Origin of the sequence: Pseudoalteromonas sp. H71, assembly GCF_001468485.1 — a bacterium.
Classification (GTDB): domain Bacteria; phylum Pseudomonadota; class Gammaproteobacteria; order Enterobacterales; family Alteromonadaceae; genus Pseudoalteromonas.
Genome location: NZ_LODI01000046.1, coordinates 1 through 17976, shown reverse-complemented (window position 1 = coordinate 17976; position 17976 = coordinate 1). Strand labels below are relative to the sequence as shown.

Here is a 17976-nt window from a genome sequence, read left to right as displayed (position 1 = left end):
CATTAGGGTCAATAAATGAGCAAAACCTGGGGCATTTTGATGCTAAGCGTAGTTAGCGCACCATCGCTTGCCGAAACTGAACTGACACACAAACTTTGTGGCACTTCAATGCAAACCAGAGCTTGGCAACCGCTACCTGGCATTAAGCTTGGTAATGTTGACATTAAAGCTGATGATGTAGAACTCCTTGGTACTCAAAGTGCCGAATTTAGCGGCAATGTTGATATTAACACCGTTAATATGAGTTTGTCCGCACAAACTGCATTGATAGACAAGCAACGTGGTTTACTTAATGCCACTGGCCCAATTGTATATCGCGATGCTGTAAGTAACGTAAATAGCTCTGGTTTAAATGCCGATTTAAATAATTCAGAAATAAGCTTACTAGGTGCTGATTACAAGCTTACAGAACAACAAGGCAAAGGTGGTGCTGAAAAGCTCACTATAAACGATTCTGGCTTAGTACTGATGAATGCAAGCTTTACTGCTTGTCCGGGAGAAACGCCAGCTTGGGAAATTGAAGCCGACGAGATTAACTTATCTCGCGAACAAGGCTGGGGCGAAACTCACAATGCCATACTGCGAATTTTAGATACCCCTGTTTTATATTTACCTTATTTTACTTTTCCATTAGACGAGCGCCGTAAGTCGGGATTACTCACGCCTAGTATTTCAAGCTCAGACAAGTATGGTTTAGAAACCATTACTCCTTACTATTGGAATATTGCACCTAACTTAGATGCCACTATCACGCCTCGTTATATGGCTAACAAAGGTTTACAGTTACAAACCGAGTTTAGATACTTAACCAAGCAACATGAAGGCCTAATAGGAATAGAATATCTAAACAAAGATGACTCAGAACCAGCGCTTGATGAGCGCTACATGTTCCATTGGCAGCAAAAAAGTTACTTTAATGAAAACTGGCGAGCAAGTGTAGACGTTACCAATGTAAGCGACGATAACTACATTACTGATTTAGAATCAAGTTATGCGAGTAAAACTGACACTCAACTTTATCGTACCGGCGTACTGACCCATTTAGGTGACACATGGCGGACCGATATAAAAGTACAAAACTTTGAGGTGCTGGGTGACCACTTAGAGTCGTACACAGCGATCCCACAAATTAGCTTTACACAAACAGCACCTTGGAAATTTGAGCATTTTGATTTTAGCGTGTCTGGCGAGTTGAGCCATTTTACCAATAGCTCAGCAATCATAGATCAAGCAACACGAGTTCATATTGAGCCAAAAGCGCGGTTTGATTACGATCAATACGCATGGTCATTTTTATCTGAAGTTAGCTTATTACAAACAAACTACGACCAACAAGGTGACCTATCTGGCACACAGTTTAAGCAAAGCGTATCGCGTACTTTGCCAAAAGTACGTTTATATTCTCAGCTTAATTTTGAGCGCGATACTTCCTACCTTGTAGAAGATGGTATTCAAACGTTAGAGCCACAAATTCAGTATTTATATACACCTAACAAGGATCAGTCTGATATTGGTTTATACGATACAACCAAATTACAAGACGATTATTACGGCTTATTTAGAGATACGCGTTTTTCTGGCGTTGATCGAATAGCCGCTGCAAATCAGTTTACGCTGGGTGCAACAACGCGTTTATTTGATAAAAAACAAGAAGAAATTTTTAACTTTAGTGCCGGACAAATATTTTATTTATCTGATGATGCCAAGCCAACCGAGCAAAATTTAAATTCAGATACAAATTACAATGCATTATTTGCAGCGCAAACCATGTTACATTGGCACCGTCGTTGGTATTTCTCTGCGGGGATACAATACAACACTGACAGCAAACAGATGATCCAATCAAATGCCACGTTAGATTACAAAGGTGATAATAATCAGCTAGTGCAATTGAACCATCGCTATGCAAATGATGTCTCAGGAAATACAATCGAGCAAACAGGTGTATTCACAAGTATTCCAATAAGTGATGAATGGCAGTTTATTGCAAGCTACCACCGTGACCTTGAAAACAACCGAAGCGTCGAAATATTAAGTGGATTACAGTATGAATCATGCTGTTGGGCGTTCCAGATTACTGGTCACCGCCAGATCGAAACTGATTTAAATCAGTCAATAGGTACAGAACAAGCTACCTTTGATTCAGGTATTAGTTTTAATTTTGTACTAAAAGGACTGGGTAGTAAAAGCCGCTATGATGCACAAAAACTATTACAACAAGGTATTTTTGGCTATCGTAGACCGTATTTTCTTAATAACTAGTATCACAAACATACTATTAGCAAGAGTAGTAAATAGAACATGACTTTAAAAAAATTATTAGTATCAACCGTTTTAAGTATCAGTCTGTGCCAAGGTGCATTTGCTGAACCAGTAGAAATAGACAAAGTTGTTGGCGTTGTAAACCAAGGTGTTATTTTACAAAGCGAAGTAAACTCCATTGTTGATCGTGTAAAAAAACAAGCAAAAGAACAAGGTCAGCAATTACCTAAAGACGAAACTTTACGTGTGCAAGCTATGGAGCGTTTAGTTAGCCAAGCACTAATGATGCAAATGGCAGAGCGCATGGGGTTACAAATTTCTGATAGCCAATTAGATCAAACGCTCGCTAACATAGCAAAAGAGCAAGGCGGCACAATTAGCGATTTACGACGCACAGTTGAAGCATCAGGCGATAGCTTTCAAGCATACCGTGAAGAAATACGTAAAGAGATCACAACACAACAGGTTACTCGCGCAAATGTTGATCGACGTATTTATATCAGTGAGCAAGAAGTCGATAATTTATTAAAAATTATGGCTAGCCAAGGTCAAAGTGCTGAAGAGTATGACATTGGCCACATCCTGATTGATATTCCTAACGAAGCAACAGCAGAAGAAATTTCAGCGGCTAAAACACGTGCTGATAAAGTTATTGAATTACTTAACGATGGCCAAGAATTTAAACGCATTGCAATCTCATCATCAAGCGGCTCAAAAGCACTTGAAGGAGGCCAATTAGGTTGGATGGGTATAAACGAAATGCCTTCTCTTTTCGCTGAAGCTGTAAAGAGCAAAAAGAAAGACGCTATTGTAGGACCGCTTCGCTCAGGTGCTGGTTTTCATATTATTAAAGTCCAAGATGTGCGTGGCCTACAAGTGGTAGAAACAACTGAGGTTCGCTCGCGCCATATACTTATTGAACCTTCGATAATTTTAAGCGAAGAAAAAGCACGTAACATGCTTGCTGGTTTTGCTAAAGACTTGCGTGCAGGCAACGCTGATTTTGGCGAACTCGCGAAAGAATATTCAGAAGATCCAGGCTCTGCACTTAAAGGCGGCGAATACGACTGGACTGATCCAACAACCTACGTTCCTGCGTTTAGAGATACATTACTATCGCTCAAGCAAGACGAGATTAGTGAGCCATTTAGAACCCAGTTTGGTTGGCATATAGTACAACTACTCGACAAACGTGTTGCTGATAAAACTGAGTTAGCTAAACGTAACCGCGCACATGGCATGCTATTTAACCGTAAATTTAAAGAAGAAAGCTTCAACTGGCAGCAAGAAATGCGCGAACAAGCCCATGTTGAAATTTTCCCTACAGACGAATAAATATGACCTTAAGAGTAGCAATTACACCAGGGGAACCTGCCGGTATTGGTCCAGATTTGCTTATTACGCTTGCTCAGCAAGCATGGGACGCACAACTTGTTGTGCTTGCTGATGCCAAACTATTAAAAGAACGAGCAAAGCTGTTAGGTTTACCTATCAACCTAATTGAGTTTGATGAAAACGCTCCCGCTAAAGCAACACCTGAAGGCTGTGTGTATATTCATCAAGTCAATTTAGGTGATGATGTAGAGCTAGGCGTACTTAACGATGCTAATGGCCAATACGTGTTAGACACCTTGCGTATCGCAAGCGAAAAAAACATGGATGGCACATTCGATGCTGTAGTTACAGGCCCTGTTCATAAAGGCATTATTAATAAAGCCGGTATTTCGTTCAGTGGCCATACTGAGTATTTTGCACAGCAGTCAAACACAGCAGATGTTGTCATGTTATTAGCCACTGAAGGACTTCGTGTTGCGCTTGTGACAACACATATTCCACTGGCTTATGTTTCTCGTGCAATCACCGAAGACCGCCTGACCAAGGTTGCCACTATTTTAGATCACGACTTACGTACCAAGTTTGGTATTGAAAAGCCGCGTATATTAGTCTGTGGGCTAAACCCACACGCAGGTGAAGATGGTCACTTAGGTCGTGAAGAAATAGATACAATTACCCCTACCCTTGATATTTTAAGAAGCCAGGGTATGAATTTAATTGGCCCACTACCTGCCGATACATTATTTCAAGATAAATACCTTTCTGAAGCCGATGCCGTACTTGCTATGTATCACGATCAGGGTTTACCTGTGCTAAAATACAAAGGATTTGGTAAATCGGTGAATATCACGTTGGGTTTACCTTTTATTCGCACTTCAGTTGACCACGGTACAGCGCTAGATTTAGCTGGTACAGGCACCGCTGATGTTGGAAGTTTTGAATTAGCGATCCGCGAAGCAATCAAGCTCGCCCATGAAAAAGCACAGAATCAATGACCGATAAAGTACATTTAGGACACCGCGCCCGAAAACGTTTTGGACAAAACTTTTTATTCAATGAAATGATCATCGATAAAATAGTTTCAGCAATCGATCCTAAACCAGAAGATAATTTAGTAGAAATAGGCCCAGGCCTAGGTGCAATCACCGAGCCTGTAGCTGAACTTAGCGGACACCTAACGGTTGTAGAGCTAGATAAAGACCTTGCAAAACGCTTAATTGAACACCCTTTTTTAGGGCCAAAATTAACAGTAAACCAAGGCGATGCAATGAAATACGACTTTGCAAGCTTAGTTAAAGATGACAAAAAGTTAAAAGTGTTTGGTAACTTACCTTATAACATCTCTACGCCATTGTTATTTCATCTTTTTGAGTTTGCCGATAACATTGAGCACATGCACTTTATGCTTCAAAAGGAAGTTGTAAAACGCATGGTTGCAGGCCCTGGTAGTAAAACGTTTGGTCGTTTAAGTGTAATGACTCAGTACTACTGTAATGCAATGCCTGTAATTGAAGTGCCACCAGAGTGCTTTAAGCCTGCCCCTAAGGTTGACTCTGCAGTTATTCGCTTAATTCCTAAAAAGCCAGAGCAACGTACAGCCAAAAGCGTAAAAATACTCAACACAGTCTGTTTAGAAGCGTTTAATCAACGTCGTAAAACATTACGAAACAGTCTTGGCAACTTACTAACAGCCGATGAAATGGCAAGCATAGGTATTGATGCTACATTACGTGCTGAAAGCTTGTCTCTACAACAATTTATCGATATAGCTAACTGGATTTATGACAAAGAGCAGTAATATTGGGTCACCTGTAAAGGTGTCTGTAGAAACATTTTATGTTGAAGGTCAATCGCAGCCTGAAATCGAAAAGTACGTATTTGCTTACTCTGTAACAATAAAAAATCATAGCTTATGCAGTGCTAAGCTATTGCACCGTTATTGGTTAATTACAGACGCAAACGGCAAAGAAGTTGAAGTTGAAGGCGAAGGCGTTGTTGGCGAAACCCCAACAATTGGCCCAGGTGAAAGTTACAAATACACCAGTGGTGCTATCCTAGACACTCCGGTAGGTACAATGCAAGGCCACTACACGCTACGCAACGAGTTTGGTGCAGAGTTTGAAGCACCTATCAATGTGTTTCGTTTAGCTTGCCCTAATATTTTGCATTAGCAAAAACGCTATATGGCCGATTATGCAATAGGTGATTTACAAGGGTGCTTTAAAGAATTTAGCACCTTATTACAACGGGTTGATTTTAACCCAAGTAAAGATCACCTATATTTAGTTGGTGACATTGTTGCCCGAGGGCCAGACTCACTTGCTTGCATTGATTTCATCTATCAACATCAAGATAGCATGACCATCACACTGGGTAATCATGACTTACACATGATTGCTTGCCACTTTTTAAATAAGCCGACTAACCCAAAAGATAAATTAGCCCCTATATTTAAAAGCAACTTGCTTAAACGTTACATCTCTTTTTTACAAACCCAACCACTCGCTTTATATTTAGAAACACATAATTGCTTTATTTCACACGCAGGACTTAATCCTGATTGGTCAATTGAAGAGGCATTGCAACACGCACAGTTTGCTCAAAGTTGTTATCAATCAGGGAATGCAAAAAACTTTTTTGAGCATATGTACTCTCCTCATCCTAAAGCGTGGTCAACAACACTTAATGACTATGAAAAATTTAGATACATAGTCAATTACTTTACCCGAATGCGTTTTCTAACCCGCAATAATATGCTTGACCTTAATGCAAAAGGCGCAATAGCAGATAGTAATTCGTTAACACCTTGGTTTATGCACCCTAACATTGCCATACTTAAGAATGATATTGTTTTTGGTCACTGGGCATCTCTTGAGGGTAAAACAGGGGTTAACCATGTTCATGCCTTAGACACTGGCTGTGTATGGGGTAACGGGATGACGTTAATGGAACTTAAAACAAAAAATCTATTTATAGAAAAGTGGCTCTTTTTACCTAAATAACCTGAAAAATTCCAATACATCTGTTAGATTTATAAACTAATAGTTAAAATTAATTAAAGTAATTGATTTTAATTACTTAACTTATCCGAATAAAAGCCGATAAGTTTTAATTAAAGTATCTTTGAGTGGAAATCCATATGAATCTAACAGTGAGCCAACGTATTTGGGGTGGTTTTATATTTATCACGCTATTACTTTTAATTATTGGCGGCAATTCGTTAATTAAAATAGCTAATATAGACCGTTCTACTCAGCAGGTGAACCAGCTATCATTACCTGCATTAAACAAAAGTTCAGAGCTACAAGCTGAATTCATATTAATGAGTAAAGCAGCACAAGCAAGTTTTTATACTTCATCGGCAAGTGAACTTGAACCCATTAAAAAAAGAGTATTCGAACAAAAAAAATCATTCAACGAGCTCCATGCACAGCTTCAGAGCGTTGTTAAAAACGATCCTGAACTAAGCAAAAGCAGCCAAAGTGTTGAGCAAACCTATGAAAACTTTTTAAGTATTGTCGAAAACTTACTCGAAGATAAAAATAAACAACTGGCGCTAAATAAAACACTCTCTGCACAAATTGAAGCCATTGAGCTTAGTGCTGAAGACGCTAACTCAGTCGTTTTAGACATAATAGATATAGAGGGGTTTGAACAAGACCACCCTCGCGCTTTTCAAGCTGCAAATAATTTAGAAAATAACTTTATGTCGGTGGTTACCAACAGTACCGATATGTTAACAGTAAAAACGTTAACCACATTAGATATCGTTAAAAGCGAGCAAACCTATTACCTTGAAGAAGTAACACGCACTGTTGCGCTAATTAAACCGGCTATTGAGCAAAGCCATAGCGACTTGTTTAATGACCTCAAAGAGCATGTTGAAGCACTTGAGAGTAACGTAAAAGGTAATAACAGTTTAGCCGCGAATAAAAAACGTTTAATTGATTCAATTGCGCTCACTGAAAAAGAGCTAGCCGATTCAGAAGCCGCAACAAAAATAGCGCTTAATCAAATTGACGAGTTAGTTTCGCAAGCAAGTAATGTTGCTTTTGAGCTGCAAAAAGGCGTTCGTAATGACGTAGACTCAGCAAATTTATGGACGTGGGTTGGCATGGTTATCGCAACTTTACTTGCCATCGCCATTGCATATATAACCGTAAGCCGTATTACAAAACCACTTGCCGAAGTAAACAGAATTTTAGATATTGTAGCCAGTGGTGATATGACTCAACGCTTAGATGACAGCGCTAAAGACGAATTTGGCGAGCTATCAAAAAGCTGTAATACCTTAATAGACAGCTTACGCAGCTTAATTAAAGGTATTATTTCTCGTTCTACTCAATTAGCAGCTGCATCAGAAGAAACCTCAGCCATTACTGCTGAATCAAGCCAAGCTATTAGCAATCAGCAGGCACAAGTGCAGCAAGCAGCAACAGCAACGACTGAAATGAGCAGCACATCGCAAACAGTAAGTAATAGTGCACAGCAAGCATTAAGCGAAATTAAAAACGCAGATAAAGAAGCTGAACGTGTTAAAGGTATTTCAAACAATAACAAAGCAACTATCGAGCAACTTGCGCGCGAAGTCGATGACGCTTCACAAGTTATTAATAAGCTTCATCAAGATAGCGCATCGATTGGCAGCATACTTGATGTTATTCGTGGTATTGCAGATCAAACTAACTTACTCGCGCTTAACGCCGCAATCGAAGCCGCCCGTGCAGGTGAATACGGCCGAGGCTTTGCCGTTGTAGCAGACGAAGTACGCTCACTGGCAAGTAAAACGCAAGAATCGACCCAAGAGATCCAATCAATGATTGAATCGCTACAAACTGGCGCAGAAGCGGCTGTAACAGCAATGACTAAAGGTAAGCAACGTGCGGTATCGTGTGTGGAGCAAACTGACCTAGCAAGTACCGCGCTTGATTCAATTACCTTTGCGGTATCACAAGCCCATGACGTGAGTGAAGAAATATCAACAGCAGCACTTGAACAACAACAAGTGGCTGAAGAAATTAGCGAACGTTTAGAGTCTATTGTTGCTATTGCAGAACAAACAGCTGAAGGCGCAAGTCAAACTAACATCTCAAGTTCTGAAGTTGCAAAACTAGCCGAAGAGCTGCGTTTATCGGTAGACGAATTTAAAGTATAAAACGCTTTGAATATATTAAAAACCCCGTTAGCACATTGTGTTAACGGGGTTTTCTTTGTAGCATTAAAAAAGTAAAGGTAGTTACTTTTGGCAATGTGAACAAAAAACGGTACTACGCTGCCCCAGCCTTATTTCTTCTAACTCATTATCACACGTTAAACAGGGCTTTCCTTTTCGCCCATACACTAATAACTCTTGTGCAAAATAGCCTGGCTTACCATCACTTTGTGCAAAATCTTTAAGGGTTGTACCACCTTGGGTAATAGCGGCCGCTAACGTGTCTTTTATTATCGGAATAAGTGCTTGATAGCGTTTAAGAGAAACCTTCCCTGCTTCGCGTTTTGGATGTATCCCTGCTTTAAACAATGACTCATTAGCGTAAATATTTCCTACACCAACAACCACAGCGTTATCCATAATAAACTGTTTAACCGGTACTTTTTTATTGCGCGACTGTTCGTACACCCGCTTTGCAAAAAAATCATCCGTAAGTGGCTCTGGCCCAAGCTTTGAAAGCAACTTATGTACTTGATCTGGCTCTTGCCACAAGCAGCAGCCAAAGCGGCGTGGATCGTTTAAGCGCAGTGCCTTATTATTACCAAATACAAATTCTACATGGTCGTGCTTTTTTAAAGGCTCGCTTTTATCTACAACCCGTAAGTTGCCCGACATACCTAAATGTAAAATAGTGCTACCAAGCTCACAATGCAGTAATAAATATTTTGCACGGCGCTCAATACTAGTAACCGTTAACCCTTCTAGCTGGTAAACATCATCAGGTACAGGCCAGCGCATACTGGCATTATAAATATTAACCTTAGTGACAACTTGGTTTTTTATATGGGGAGTGATCCCCATACGGCTCACTTCTACCTCTGGTAATTCAGGCATTAATTAGGCTCACTTAGTGAAAAATCATAACTAGGAAACAGCTGCTTTGCCGCATTTATATCAAGTGCAAATACACGCTGAGTACTTTTTTCTAGCAAGTAATACTGCTTATTTCCTTTGTAAAGTAAATATACCCAAGGCAAACTTTCTCCAGCTAGTTCAAATGTGGCAACAAACAAAGGCGCATTGGGGTTAAACACCACCGATTCATTAACCACCAAAAGCTGAATACCTTGCCAAAGGTTAACAAGCTCTTGTAATTGAAGTTCAGATGCAGACCAAAAAACAGGTGCGTCTTTCTTTATCGCAGTTGTACGCCAACTAGTACCAATACGCTCAATTTTTTGATCAACAAAACTGAGTGTTAAAACAAAGCTTTGTGCAGGTAATACAGCTTGCAATGTAGGCTCTTTTTCAGCACTTAAAAACTGCTTATGCCAGCCATTTAAAAAGAAAATCATAATCAACATCGAGAAGATTATAACGTTGTTCCACCCTTTACGGCCCAGTCGCATAGTTATACACCTAGTAAATTCAATATTTTAAAGTGTAACTAAAACTTAATTGCACTGTCTATATGTTAAAGAGCACAGACTTTGTTAGAATATCGACAAATTTAAAGGAGTTCCGTCAATGTCTATGTATGTAGTGGGCCATAAAATCCCAGATTCAGATTCTATTTGTGGTGCAATTGCACTGGCTTATTTAAAAAACCAAATTGATGAGCCGGCAATACCAACTCGTCTTGGTGATGTTTCACCAGAAACTCAATTTATCCTTGATAAATTTGGCTTCGAAGCCCCGGAGCTTAAACTAAGCTACGCTGGCGAAGATGTGTATATTGTGGATCACACAGAAAAAACACAAGCCCCTGATGATATCGACCAAGCCCGTGTTGTTGGCGTGGTAGATCACCATAAATTAGGTGACTTAACATCATCTACTCCGCTTGAATGTTGGATTCGCCCTGTAGGTTGTTCAAACACCATTATTAAAATGATGTACGATTTTTACAGCGTAGAAATCCCTAAAGACATCGCTGGTATTATGATGTGTGCAATTTTAAGCGACACTGTAATATTTAAATCACCTACCTGTACCACTGCCGATATTAAATGTGTTGAAGCACTTGCTGAAATTGCGGGTATTGAAGACTTTAAAGAACTAGGCATGGATATGTTCCGCGTTAAGTCTGCAGTAGAAGATACACCTGCACGTGACTTAGTTATGCGTGACTTTAAAGATTTCAACATGAACGGTAACCTAGTAGGTATTGGCCAACTAGAAGTAATCGACCTTGCTGTATTTGACGATATTAAAGCTGACCTTGAAGCTGATATTGCTAAGTTAAAAGCAGAAGGCAACCGCCACTCTGTATTTTTACTGCTTACCGATATCATGAAAGAAGGTTCACAAATGCTGATTGTATCTGACGATGCAAACCTAGTTGAGCAGGCTTACGGCGTAAAACCAGAAAATGATAAAGTATGGTTAGACGGTGTATTAAGCCGTAAAAAGCAAGTAGTACCACCACTACAAGATGCGTTTGCTAAAGCCTAATAGCTTTAATAAATAACACTAAAAAGCCGATATTGCATATGCAGTATCGGCTTTTTTATTTTTAAACTTAAAGCACAAACTACAATCCCGCAGTAAGCCTTAATCAAGTAGAGGAAAAATATAACTCAAATAATATTTAAAACGCCTAATTTAGGACAATTATTTTTACTAAATTTTTGCCTTGCTATCAATGAGATTTAATTACCAAAATCGAACACTAGATTGAACAAACCAGTTTTAGATTTTACTTTTTAGTTCATCATAAACTTTTGCATGGCTTTTTGAGAGTTCGACATTATCTATATCTATTTTATTTAACCACAAAGTTGCTTGCGTTTTATTACCCAGCTCCCAATATGATTGCGCTAAACGTAAACTGTAGGTTGCGTGGTAAATGCTATCCGGTTCGATGTAATTGAACGCAGTTTTGAAATATTTTACAGCGTTATTAAAGTCATTATGTTTAAAATAAGAAAACGCTAAATTACCTAATGCTATTGCCGTTTTTGCATCATGCTCTGTATTTTTTATAGCGTTATAGGCTTTTAAGTTACTTTCTATCGCTTGAGGGTACTGTTGCCAGTTATAAAAAATATGCCCTTTATTAATGTGTAACTCAAAGTGAAAAATAACATCATTACTTTTTGCATAGCGCTGCTCAGCATCGAGCAATACACGAAGAGCCTTTTTTTTATCACCAAATATGTGCTGTAAATTAGCCAGCTCTACAAGCCTTAAAGGATCACCAAATACATTATAAATTTCATCAAGTTGAGCAAATGCTTTTGCCGCATAGGCTTTTGCTTGTTGTTTATTACCTAAGTAATTAAGTGATTTAGCATAATAAAAATAAACTTGTATTTTAAATGCACCAGGTAATTCTTCTTGGTCAACAAAGGGGCTTAATGCGCTATGAAGGTTATCGAATTCTTGATAATCAAAATAATAGTCAAATTCGTATGTTTTCAATTTATACCAATTAGAGGAGTTCTTTTGCGCATTTAAAAGGCGAGATTTAATGTAGGTTAAGCAATCTTGGTCTGATTGCATACAAAACACTTCATGATCACTTAAATTTTCAGAGGCCTTTACACCCTGGCTTATATAAAAAAGCAAAAAACCAATTAAAACATGCTTTAACATCAGAACACTCATATTAACCACATAAGTGGTAAGTGTAATATGAGTGCGCTGTATTTAACAATGAATAAAATAACTACGCGTATTGCCCCGCTGCAAAGCCACAACTCCAAGCGTACTGAAAGTTATACCCACCAAGCCAACCAGTTACATCGGTAACTTCCCCTATAAAATACAAGCCTTTTGATTTTTTGGCTTCAAACGTTTTAGAGCTTAGTTCATCTGTATTTATACCACCAAGGGTGACTTCAGCCGAATTCCATAATTAATACTTTTTCGTCAAAAATTTTTGTTCTTAAAATACAGTGATACAATAACCCAAAATATGTTCATAGGTTAATTTAGTTTGAAAATTGATGTTATTGTAATTGGTGCTGGCGCTGCCGGATTATTTTGTGCCTCTAGAGCAGCAGAAAGAGGTAAGACTACACTAGTGCTTGATCATGCCAAAAAGCCAGGTAAGAAGATTCTTATATCTGGTGGTGGTAGATGTAACTTCACTAATTACTATATTGAACCTGAAAAGTATTTATGTAAAAACCCACACTTCTGCAAATCAGCTCTGAGTCAATTCACTCAATGGGACTTCATCTCTTTGGTAGAGAAATACGGTATTAATTATCATGAAAAAGATCTAGGCCAGCTATTTTGTGATGACTCAGCGAAAGACATTGTTTCTATGCTGATGTCTGAGTGTGAAAATAACTCTGTCCAGTTTAGCTTTCAAACAGACATTCTTGAAATTACAAAAACAAAAAACGATGACTTTCTGATTAAAACAAATAATGCAGATTATCAATGTAAGAGTTTAGTGATTGCAACAGGCGGACTGTCCATGCCGAAATTAGGTGCAACACCTTTCGCATACAAAGTAGCGGAGCAATTTGAATTAAACGTGTTACCTACGAAAGCTGGGTTAGTACCATTTACGCTTCAGCCTGAACTTAAAGATAAATTAGCTGAGGTTTCTGGAGTTTCAATGCCTGTTTCCATCACGACTAACAACGTATCGTTTTCTGAAGACATGCTAATTACTCACAGAGGCATTTCAGGCCCCGCTGTTTTACAGATATCTTCATATTGGGATGCAGGTGATGAAATATCTATCGATCTTTTCCCTAGGGGCGCATTTGAAGATACTTTAAAAGAGGCTGTTGAAAGCCAGCCAAATTTAACTCTTAAAAACTTCCTTTCTGGTATTTTTGCGAAACGATTTGTAGAAAAGTTCCTTGAGCTTAACTGTTTAGAAAATGTACCAATTAAGCAACTCGATCATCAAAAACAAGCTCATCTAGTGGAAATTATTCATAGCTGGAAAATTAAACCTTCAGGAACGGAAGGTTACAGGACAGCTGAAGTGACGCTGGGTGGTGTAGATACAGACCACTTCAGTTCTAAGACTATGGAATGTAAATCCGTCAAAGGGCTATACATGATCGGTGAAGCTGTTGATGTTACAGGCTGGCTCGGAGGGTACAACTTTCAGTGGGCTTGGAGTAGCGGCTGGGTAGCTGGTAACAATGTATAAAAAATGCGAGTTAAAGCTGATCACTCTAAAAACTTAGGTTACAGCTTTATCTTAAAATTTAAGGTTAAGACTCGTTTACTATTTTTTTAGCCTCTTCACGAAGCCTTTGCATAGCTGCCATATCTTTAAGAAGTTGCTTCTGTTGTTCAGACATCTTCTTTCTCCTTATTTCTATTACTCTCGATTTTATGATACGTAGCGGCTTTTTGCAATAAAATAAGATGGTATTCAATTATACGAGACAGTGAGACTAAAGCAGGGGATGTTAAATGAAAGAAATTCAGGAACTTTTCGTTATCTCCACTAAACATATTTTTAGTATTTCTATAGATATTTAGTGCCCCTGATATATTTTTTGTCTCCAAAGAGCCATTTCCATAGCGATTACATAATAAAGGAAATGAAATTATGGATTGCCCTTTTTTATCATTCGCGAAGTATATTTTTGCATCGTCATATAGCGCTTTGGGTGCCCCCTCTTCTAGCCAAGTTTTGATCTGAATCTCAGCGTCATAAACGAATTGTGCATGGCCTGTAACTAAAGCCCTTGGAGCACCTATTAAGTTGTATGTTGCATAGTCAAACTCTGCATTCAGATCATACCCATAATCATCAACATTTGGATTACTATCGAAAACAGGCAAAATCAGGTTGCGGACTTCATCATCATGTTTAAATAACTTTGGCAGATGGTAATTACTGGAAGCTTGTTCATCTTTTAAGATGGCTTTGTCAGAACTTGTTAATTTTACACTATAACGTTTATCTAAGAATAGTCGGTGGTCTGGTGTGACATTTATCTTTGGGAAATATCTAGATTTAAATTCTTCTGAACCATTACTTAAATATCCGGCGACATCTTCAGTTGTTTTCAGCATTATGTTTGCTCTATAAACATCTGGAGATGACAAATTCATGGCGGCATTATCAAAAGTGCCCGCAAGTCTGGCAAATGCAGTTATACAAGCTCTGATATATTCTCTTTGATTATCTATCGCTTCTTCAATCTTTAGAAATTCTTCATTTGTTAATGACTCATCATTTATGAAAGCTAACTCATTTGTTTCTTTCATGACATGCTTACTAGACCAATCCTCTAAAATATCGCAATAATGACTAAGTTGTTCACTAAATGAACCTGGAGGGGCTAATCTAATTACCTCCTCCAGTTCTTGTAATCGAGTTTTTTGTATAGAGTCATGCTTCAATTGAGCTTCTTTACTAGCTTTACCATGAAAAGCGTAACCAATTAAAATAACTAATAAAAAGAATAAAAAATAATCGAATCCTACATATGCTGTAACGGTTATTTCTTCATTATTTGTTAACCATTTCAAAATCTCAGCAGAAGTAACGGACGCATAAATACCAACAAGCAGTGCAAGTACGTTTAATACTGGCACAACAATAGGAGCATTAAAAAACTCATCATATCGTTTGGAAATAGTTCGATTCTTGGAGAGAGAGCAAAAAAGAAAAGTTAAACCACCTGCAATATAAAGCAGAGCCATCTTCCAACTTATTGTTTCATATAAGTAATTTACAAATGAGGTATGTCTACCAATGGGATACTCTGAGAGTAATTCGCTTATTTCCCATAAGAAAAATAAATTAATTAGCCAACCAACAATTAAGAAAAAAGTTATAATGGAAGATTTAGAGCTATTCTTTTCCATGTCACCACCTAATGTCTTTCTAAATTCCATATCCTAACAGCTACCTTAAATTGTTTATAATACAGTCTACTAGTTTTTATTTTCCCTAATTTTTCATGGCCTTACAACAGTTAAATGAATAGAGAGTCAGCGAGAAAATAGTATTTTCTGTAAGTTAAAATAATCTTTATGAATCACTTTTATTGTTTAAAGCGGACAGCTCCTCTTCGAGACCTTTTCTAATGGGAGCACATAAGCTTTCAAACACCTTTAATTCTTCAATTCTTTTCTCTAATTTCCTAATTCGCTGCGTGTGTTTGTTCGGTTCGTCTTCATTATAGTACCGAATAAAAAACTCAATTTCTCCTGCGTCAACAACTCCTTGAATTGACTTAATCCAATCCTTTGTCTTCTCATCTGTAGCCTCATTTATGGCTTGTTCAAACATAAAGGTAATTAAAATTTTTGTTGTTGCATCTAAAAATTTTGCCATTTCCAACCATGATGACGACGGCTCTATTGTATTTTTATGTTCCTCGTCATCGTAGAAGTTCGTTATATATCGAGGAACTGCTGACTCAGGGTCCAAAGAATCTAAGGCGTTAAAAATAGGTTCAAAGCTCTCGAATGGCCTACTTCCATTTGGCAAAGAGCTTCTATTCTGCCAAAGCTTTAGAATAATATTAATGCAATTTTCATTTGCTTTGTGTTCCCCAGATTCCGCTTTTAATATTTGCTCAGAAAGGTAATTAACCATCCATGCAGTAATCTGGTCTGGGTCACTATCTTTTAGGCTTTTAAGTAGCATCCTTCCCAAGTTGATAACTTTTTCTTGAGTCTCTAAGTCTTCCGTCAGCAGATAAGATGAAGGTTTTACTATATCTTGGGAGGTATCCGAGTTCGTCATCATTATTCCTATTTCTGTATGAGTCTGTATAACTGCGCTTAATATTTATTTGAATAGCTACATCAACATTGAGTTTGTGGCTTATGAGCTTGAGAAAATTTAAGGATGCTCGTACTGGCCTGCCAGAACTAGTGTAAGAATTTGAGTCTCGCGGCTTATCTTCGCTCCAATACTTATTCTCTAGGCACAAGCTATTATCTGAAATTAGTGAGCATTGCTTTTTGTTATGTGAGTAAGAGATCCCCATGCTATCGCTAACGAACTTGGCAACAGTCATTGGTCTGTGTTGTATTGTTCCACTGTAAGGATCTTTGGATTCCAATTCACTTTCATAGTCATTAGTAACAAGCCATTCTTGACAAGAAAACTCTTGCTCATTATCGGAGTAAACTGAACCACAAAAACCTTGTAAATAAACTTCATCGAGATGATTAAAATAGCTACAAGTCGTGTGTAATAATGATTGGCTTAGTTCTTTAGGAACAAGTATTGTTGAAAAAGAAACATCTTCACACTTTCCATCTTTGTAGTAGCTCCAACTACCTTCAACATTTAGCCAAAATTCTGCACCATTTCTATTAATCATAATATCTATAAAGTCAGACTCTTGAATTTGCCATTGCCAATTCTCATCGACTGTTCGAGTAGTCCACACAGGCTTTTGCAATGGCATAGGATCTCGTAACTCTGCCAACAAAGCCTTATCGTCACTAAGGATCAAGTATTCTTCTAGCCATTCATCCCATGCACTAACACCATCATCGTAGCCTTTTAGTACAGGCATTGACTCTAGTAATTTAGAAGCAACCTCAAGTAACAAATGATATTCGGTGTAAAAGTGCTTATTATCAATATTAGGAAAACTATATCTAGAATCAAAAGGATCATAATTGTTACGTCTACTTTTCCATAATTCAGCTCTAGAGTCAGGTTTACTAGATGAACCTAAGCTCTGGTTCCAGCGGTGAGTATAAATATAACCAGCTAGATCTTTTACCTGCTCAATGGGGACACCAAACACTCGTGCTAAAGGCGATAGTCTGTTTTTTTCAAAATCATGATAAAAGCTGATTTTCTCGAACACACCTAAACTTCCGTTTTTATGCCAAGGTGTTTCTGTTCTATATTTATACTTATCTTCGTTTAAAACAGCGAAAGATGAGACACAAGCCCTTTGGACTTCATTAAACACCGCTGGGTCGGTAATCCCCCCGAAAAATAATAGAAGCCAAGCGTAGAATTTTCTCTTATTGTAAACACAGGAGAAAATTATGAAAAAAGCACATTTTACAGACAACCAAATCCTTGCCATTTTAAAACAAGCAGAAAGCGGCGTGCCTATTCCTGAGCTGTGCCGCGAACATGGCATGGGCAATTCAACCTTTTATAAATGGCGCGCTAAATACGGCGGTATGGATGCGTCTTTAATGACACGAATGAAAGAGCTTGAAGATGAAAATCGCCGTTTAAAGAAAATGTATGCTGAAGAGCGGCTAAAATCCGAGGTCATTCAAGAGGCAATGGCAAAAAAGTGGTAAAGGCT

15 protein-coding genes and 2 pseudogenes are annotated in these 17976 nt (G+C 38.2%); 10 read left to right on the top strand and 7 right to left on the bottom strand.

Annotated elements, in window-relative coordinates:
- Positions 1-15 precede the first annotated feature (15 nt).
- The 7 genes from lptD to ATS71_RS16285 all read left to right on the top strand — a co-directional run bounded on the left by lptD (position 16) and on the right by ATS71_RS16285 (position 8752).
- On the top strand, positions 16-2262 hold the full coding sequence (lptD, locus tag ATS71_RS16315; RefSeq protein ID WP_058405767.1) for an LPS assembly protein LptD: 2247 nt from the start codon (positions 16-18) through the stop codon (positions 2260-2262).
- A 39-nt stretch (positions 2263-2301) separates the two neighbouring features.
- A complete protein-coding gene (surA, locus tag ATS71_RS16310) occupies positions 2302-3597 on the top strand; it encodes a peptidylprolyl isomerase SurA (RefSeq protein WP_058405766.1) in 1296 nt (431 codons plus the stop codon).
- Between the two features lie 2 nt (positions 3598-3599).
- Entirely contained in the window at positions 3600-4592 is a 993-nt protein-coding gene (gene pdxA / locus ATS71_RS16305; RefSeq protein ID WP_058405765.1) for a 4-hydroxythreonine-4-phosphate dehydrogenase PdxA, read from the top strand.
- Positions 4589-5395: a 16S rRNA (adenine(1518)-N(6)/adenine(1519)-N(6))-dimethyltransferase RsmA gene (gene rsmA, locus ATS71_RS16300; RefSeq protein ID WP_058405764.1), complete on the top strand. Its 807-nt coding sequence runs from the start codon at positions 4589-4591 to the stop codon at positions 5393-5395. Before pdxA ends, rsmA begins: the two co-directional genes overlap by 4 nt.
- On the top strand, positions 5379-5768 hold the full coding sequence (apaG, locus tag ATS71_RS16295) for a Co2+/Mg2+ efflux protein ApaG (protein ID WP_006793227.1): 390 nt from the start codon (positions 5379-5381) through the stop codon (positions 5766-5768). Before rsmA ends, apaG begins: the two co-directional genes overlap by 17 nt.
- A gap of 12 nt (positions 5769-5780) precedes the next feature.
- Complete coding sequence (locus ATS71_RS16290; RefSeq protein ID WP_058405763.1) at positions 5781-6599, top strand: symmetrical bis(5'-nucleosyl)-tetraphosphatase; 819 nt, start codon at positions 5781-5783, stop codon at positions 6597-6599.
- 137 nt (positions 6600-6736) lie between these two features.
- Positions 6737-8752: a methyl-accepting chemotaxis protein gene (locus ATS71_RS16285; protein ID WP_058405762.1), complete on the top strand. Its 2016-nt coding sequence runs from the start codon at positions 6737-6739 to the stop codon at positions 8750-8752.
- Between the two features lie 81 nt (positions 8753-8833).
- Here the strand turns inward: ATS71_RS16285 and mutM are convergent, their stop codons facing one another.
- Positions 8834-9643: a bifunctional DNA-formamidopyrimidine glycosylase/DNA-(apurinic or apyrimidinic site) lyase gene (mutM, locus tag ATS71_RS16280; protein WP_058405761.1), complete on the bottom strand. Its 810-nt coding sequence runs from the start codon at positions 9641-9643 to the stop codon at positions 8834-8836.
- Positions 9643-10158 carry a hypothetical protein gene (locus tag ATS71_RS16275; RefSeq protein ID WP_058405760.1) on the bottom strand — a complete coding sequence of 172 codons (516 nt, stop codon included), beginning with the start codon at positions 10156-10158 and terminating at the stop codon, positions 9643-9645. Before ATS71_RS16275 ends, mutM begins: the two co-directional genes overlap by 1 nt.
- 118 nt (positions 10159-10276) lie before the next feature.
- On the opposite strand from ATS71_RS16275, the gene ATS71_RS16270 reads away from it, so the two are divergent.
- Entirely contained in the window at positions 10277-11203 is a 927-nt protein-coding gene (locus ATS71_RS16270) for a manganese-dependent inorganic pyrophosphatase (protein WP_058405759.1), read from the top strand.
- Positions 11204-11440: 237 nt separating this feature from the next.
- Here ATS71_RS16270 and ATS71_RS16265 read toward each other — a convergent pair whose 3' ends face one another.
- Together ATS71_RS16265 and ATS71_RS18530 are read right to left on the bottom strand one after the other, a co-directional pair.
- A complete protein-coding gene (locus ATS71_RS16265; protein ID WP_235591518.1) occupies positions 11441-12253 on the bottom strand; it encodes a tetratricopeptide repeat protein in 813 nt (270 codons plus the stop codon).
- 166 nt (positions 12254-12419) lie between these two features.
- Positions 12420-12605 (bottom strand): annotated as a pseudogene (locus ATS71_RS18530) (NAD(P)/FAD-dependent oxidoreductase); the annotation flags it as partial.
- Between the two features lie 84 nt (positions 12606-12689).
- On the opposite strand from ATS71_RS18530, the gene ATS71_RS16260 reads away from it, so the two are divergent.
- Positions 12690-13871, top strand: a complete 1182-nt coding sequence (locus tag ATS71_RS16260; protein ID WP_058405757.1) for an NAD(P)/FAD-dependent oxidoreductase — start codon at positions 12690-12692, stop codon at positions 13869-13871.
- 146 nt (positions 13872-14017) lie between these two features.
- Here ATS71_RS16260 and ATS71_RS16255 read toward each other — a convergent pair whose 3' ends face one another.
- The 3 genes from ATS71_RS16255 to ATS71_RS16245 form a co-directional block, all read right to left on the bottom strand.
- Entirely contained in the window at positions 14018-15547 is a 1530-nt protein-coding gene (locus tag ATS71_RS16255) for a hypothetical protein (protein ID WP_152995691.1), read from the bottom strand.
- 166 nt (positions 15548-15713) lie between these two features.
- Positions 15714-16334: a hypothetical protein gene (locus tag ATS71_RS16250; RefSeq protein WP_201020879.1), complete on the bottom strand. Its 621-nt coding sequence runs from the start codon at positions 16332-16334 to the stop codon at positions 15714-15716.
- Positions 16324-17625, bottom strand: coding sequence for a hypothetical protein (locus ATS71_RS16245; RefSeq protein WP_152995690.1), 1302 nt, complete (start codon positions 17623-17625; stop codon positions 16324-16326). Before ATS71_RS16245 ends, ATS71_RS16250 begins: the two co-directional genes overlap by 11 nt.
- A 79-nt stretch (positions 17626-17704) precedes the next feature.
- On the opposite strand from ATS71_RS16245, the pseudogene ATS71_RS16240 reads away from it, so the two are divergent.
- A pseudogene (locus ATS71_RS16240) lies at positions 17705-17965 on the top strand (transposase); the annotation flags it as partial.
- Between the last annotated feature and the right edge of the window lie 11 nt (positions 17966-17976).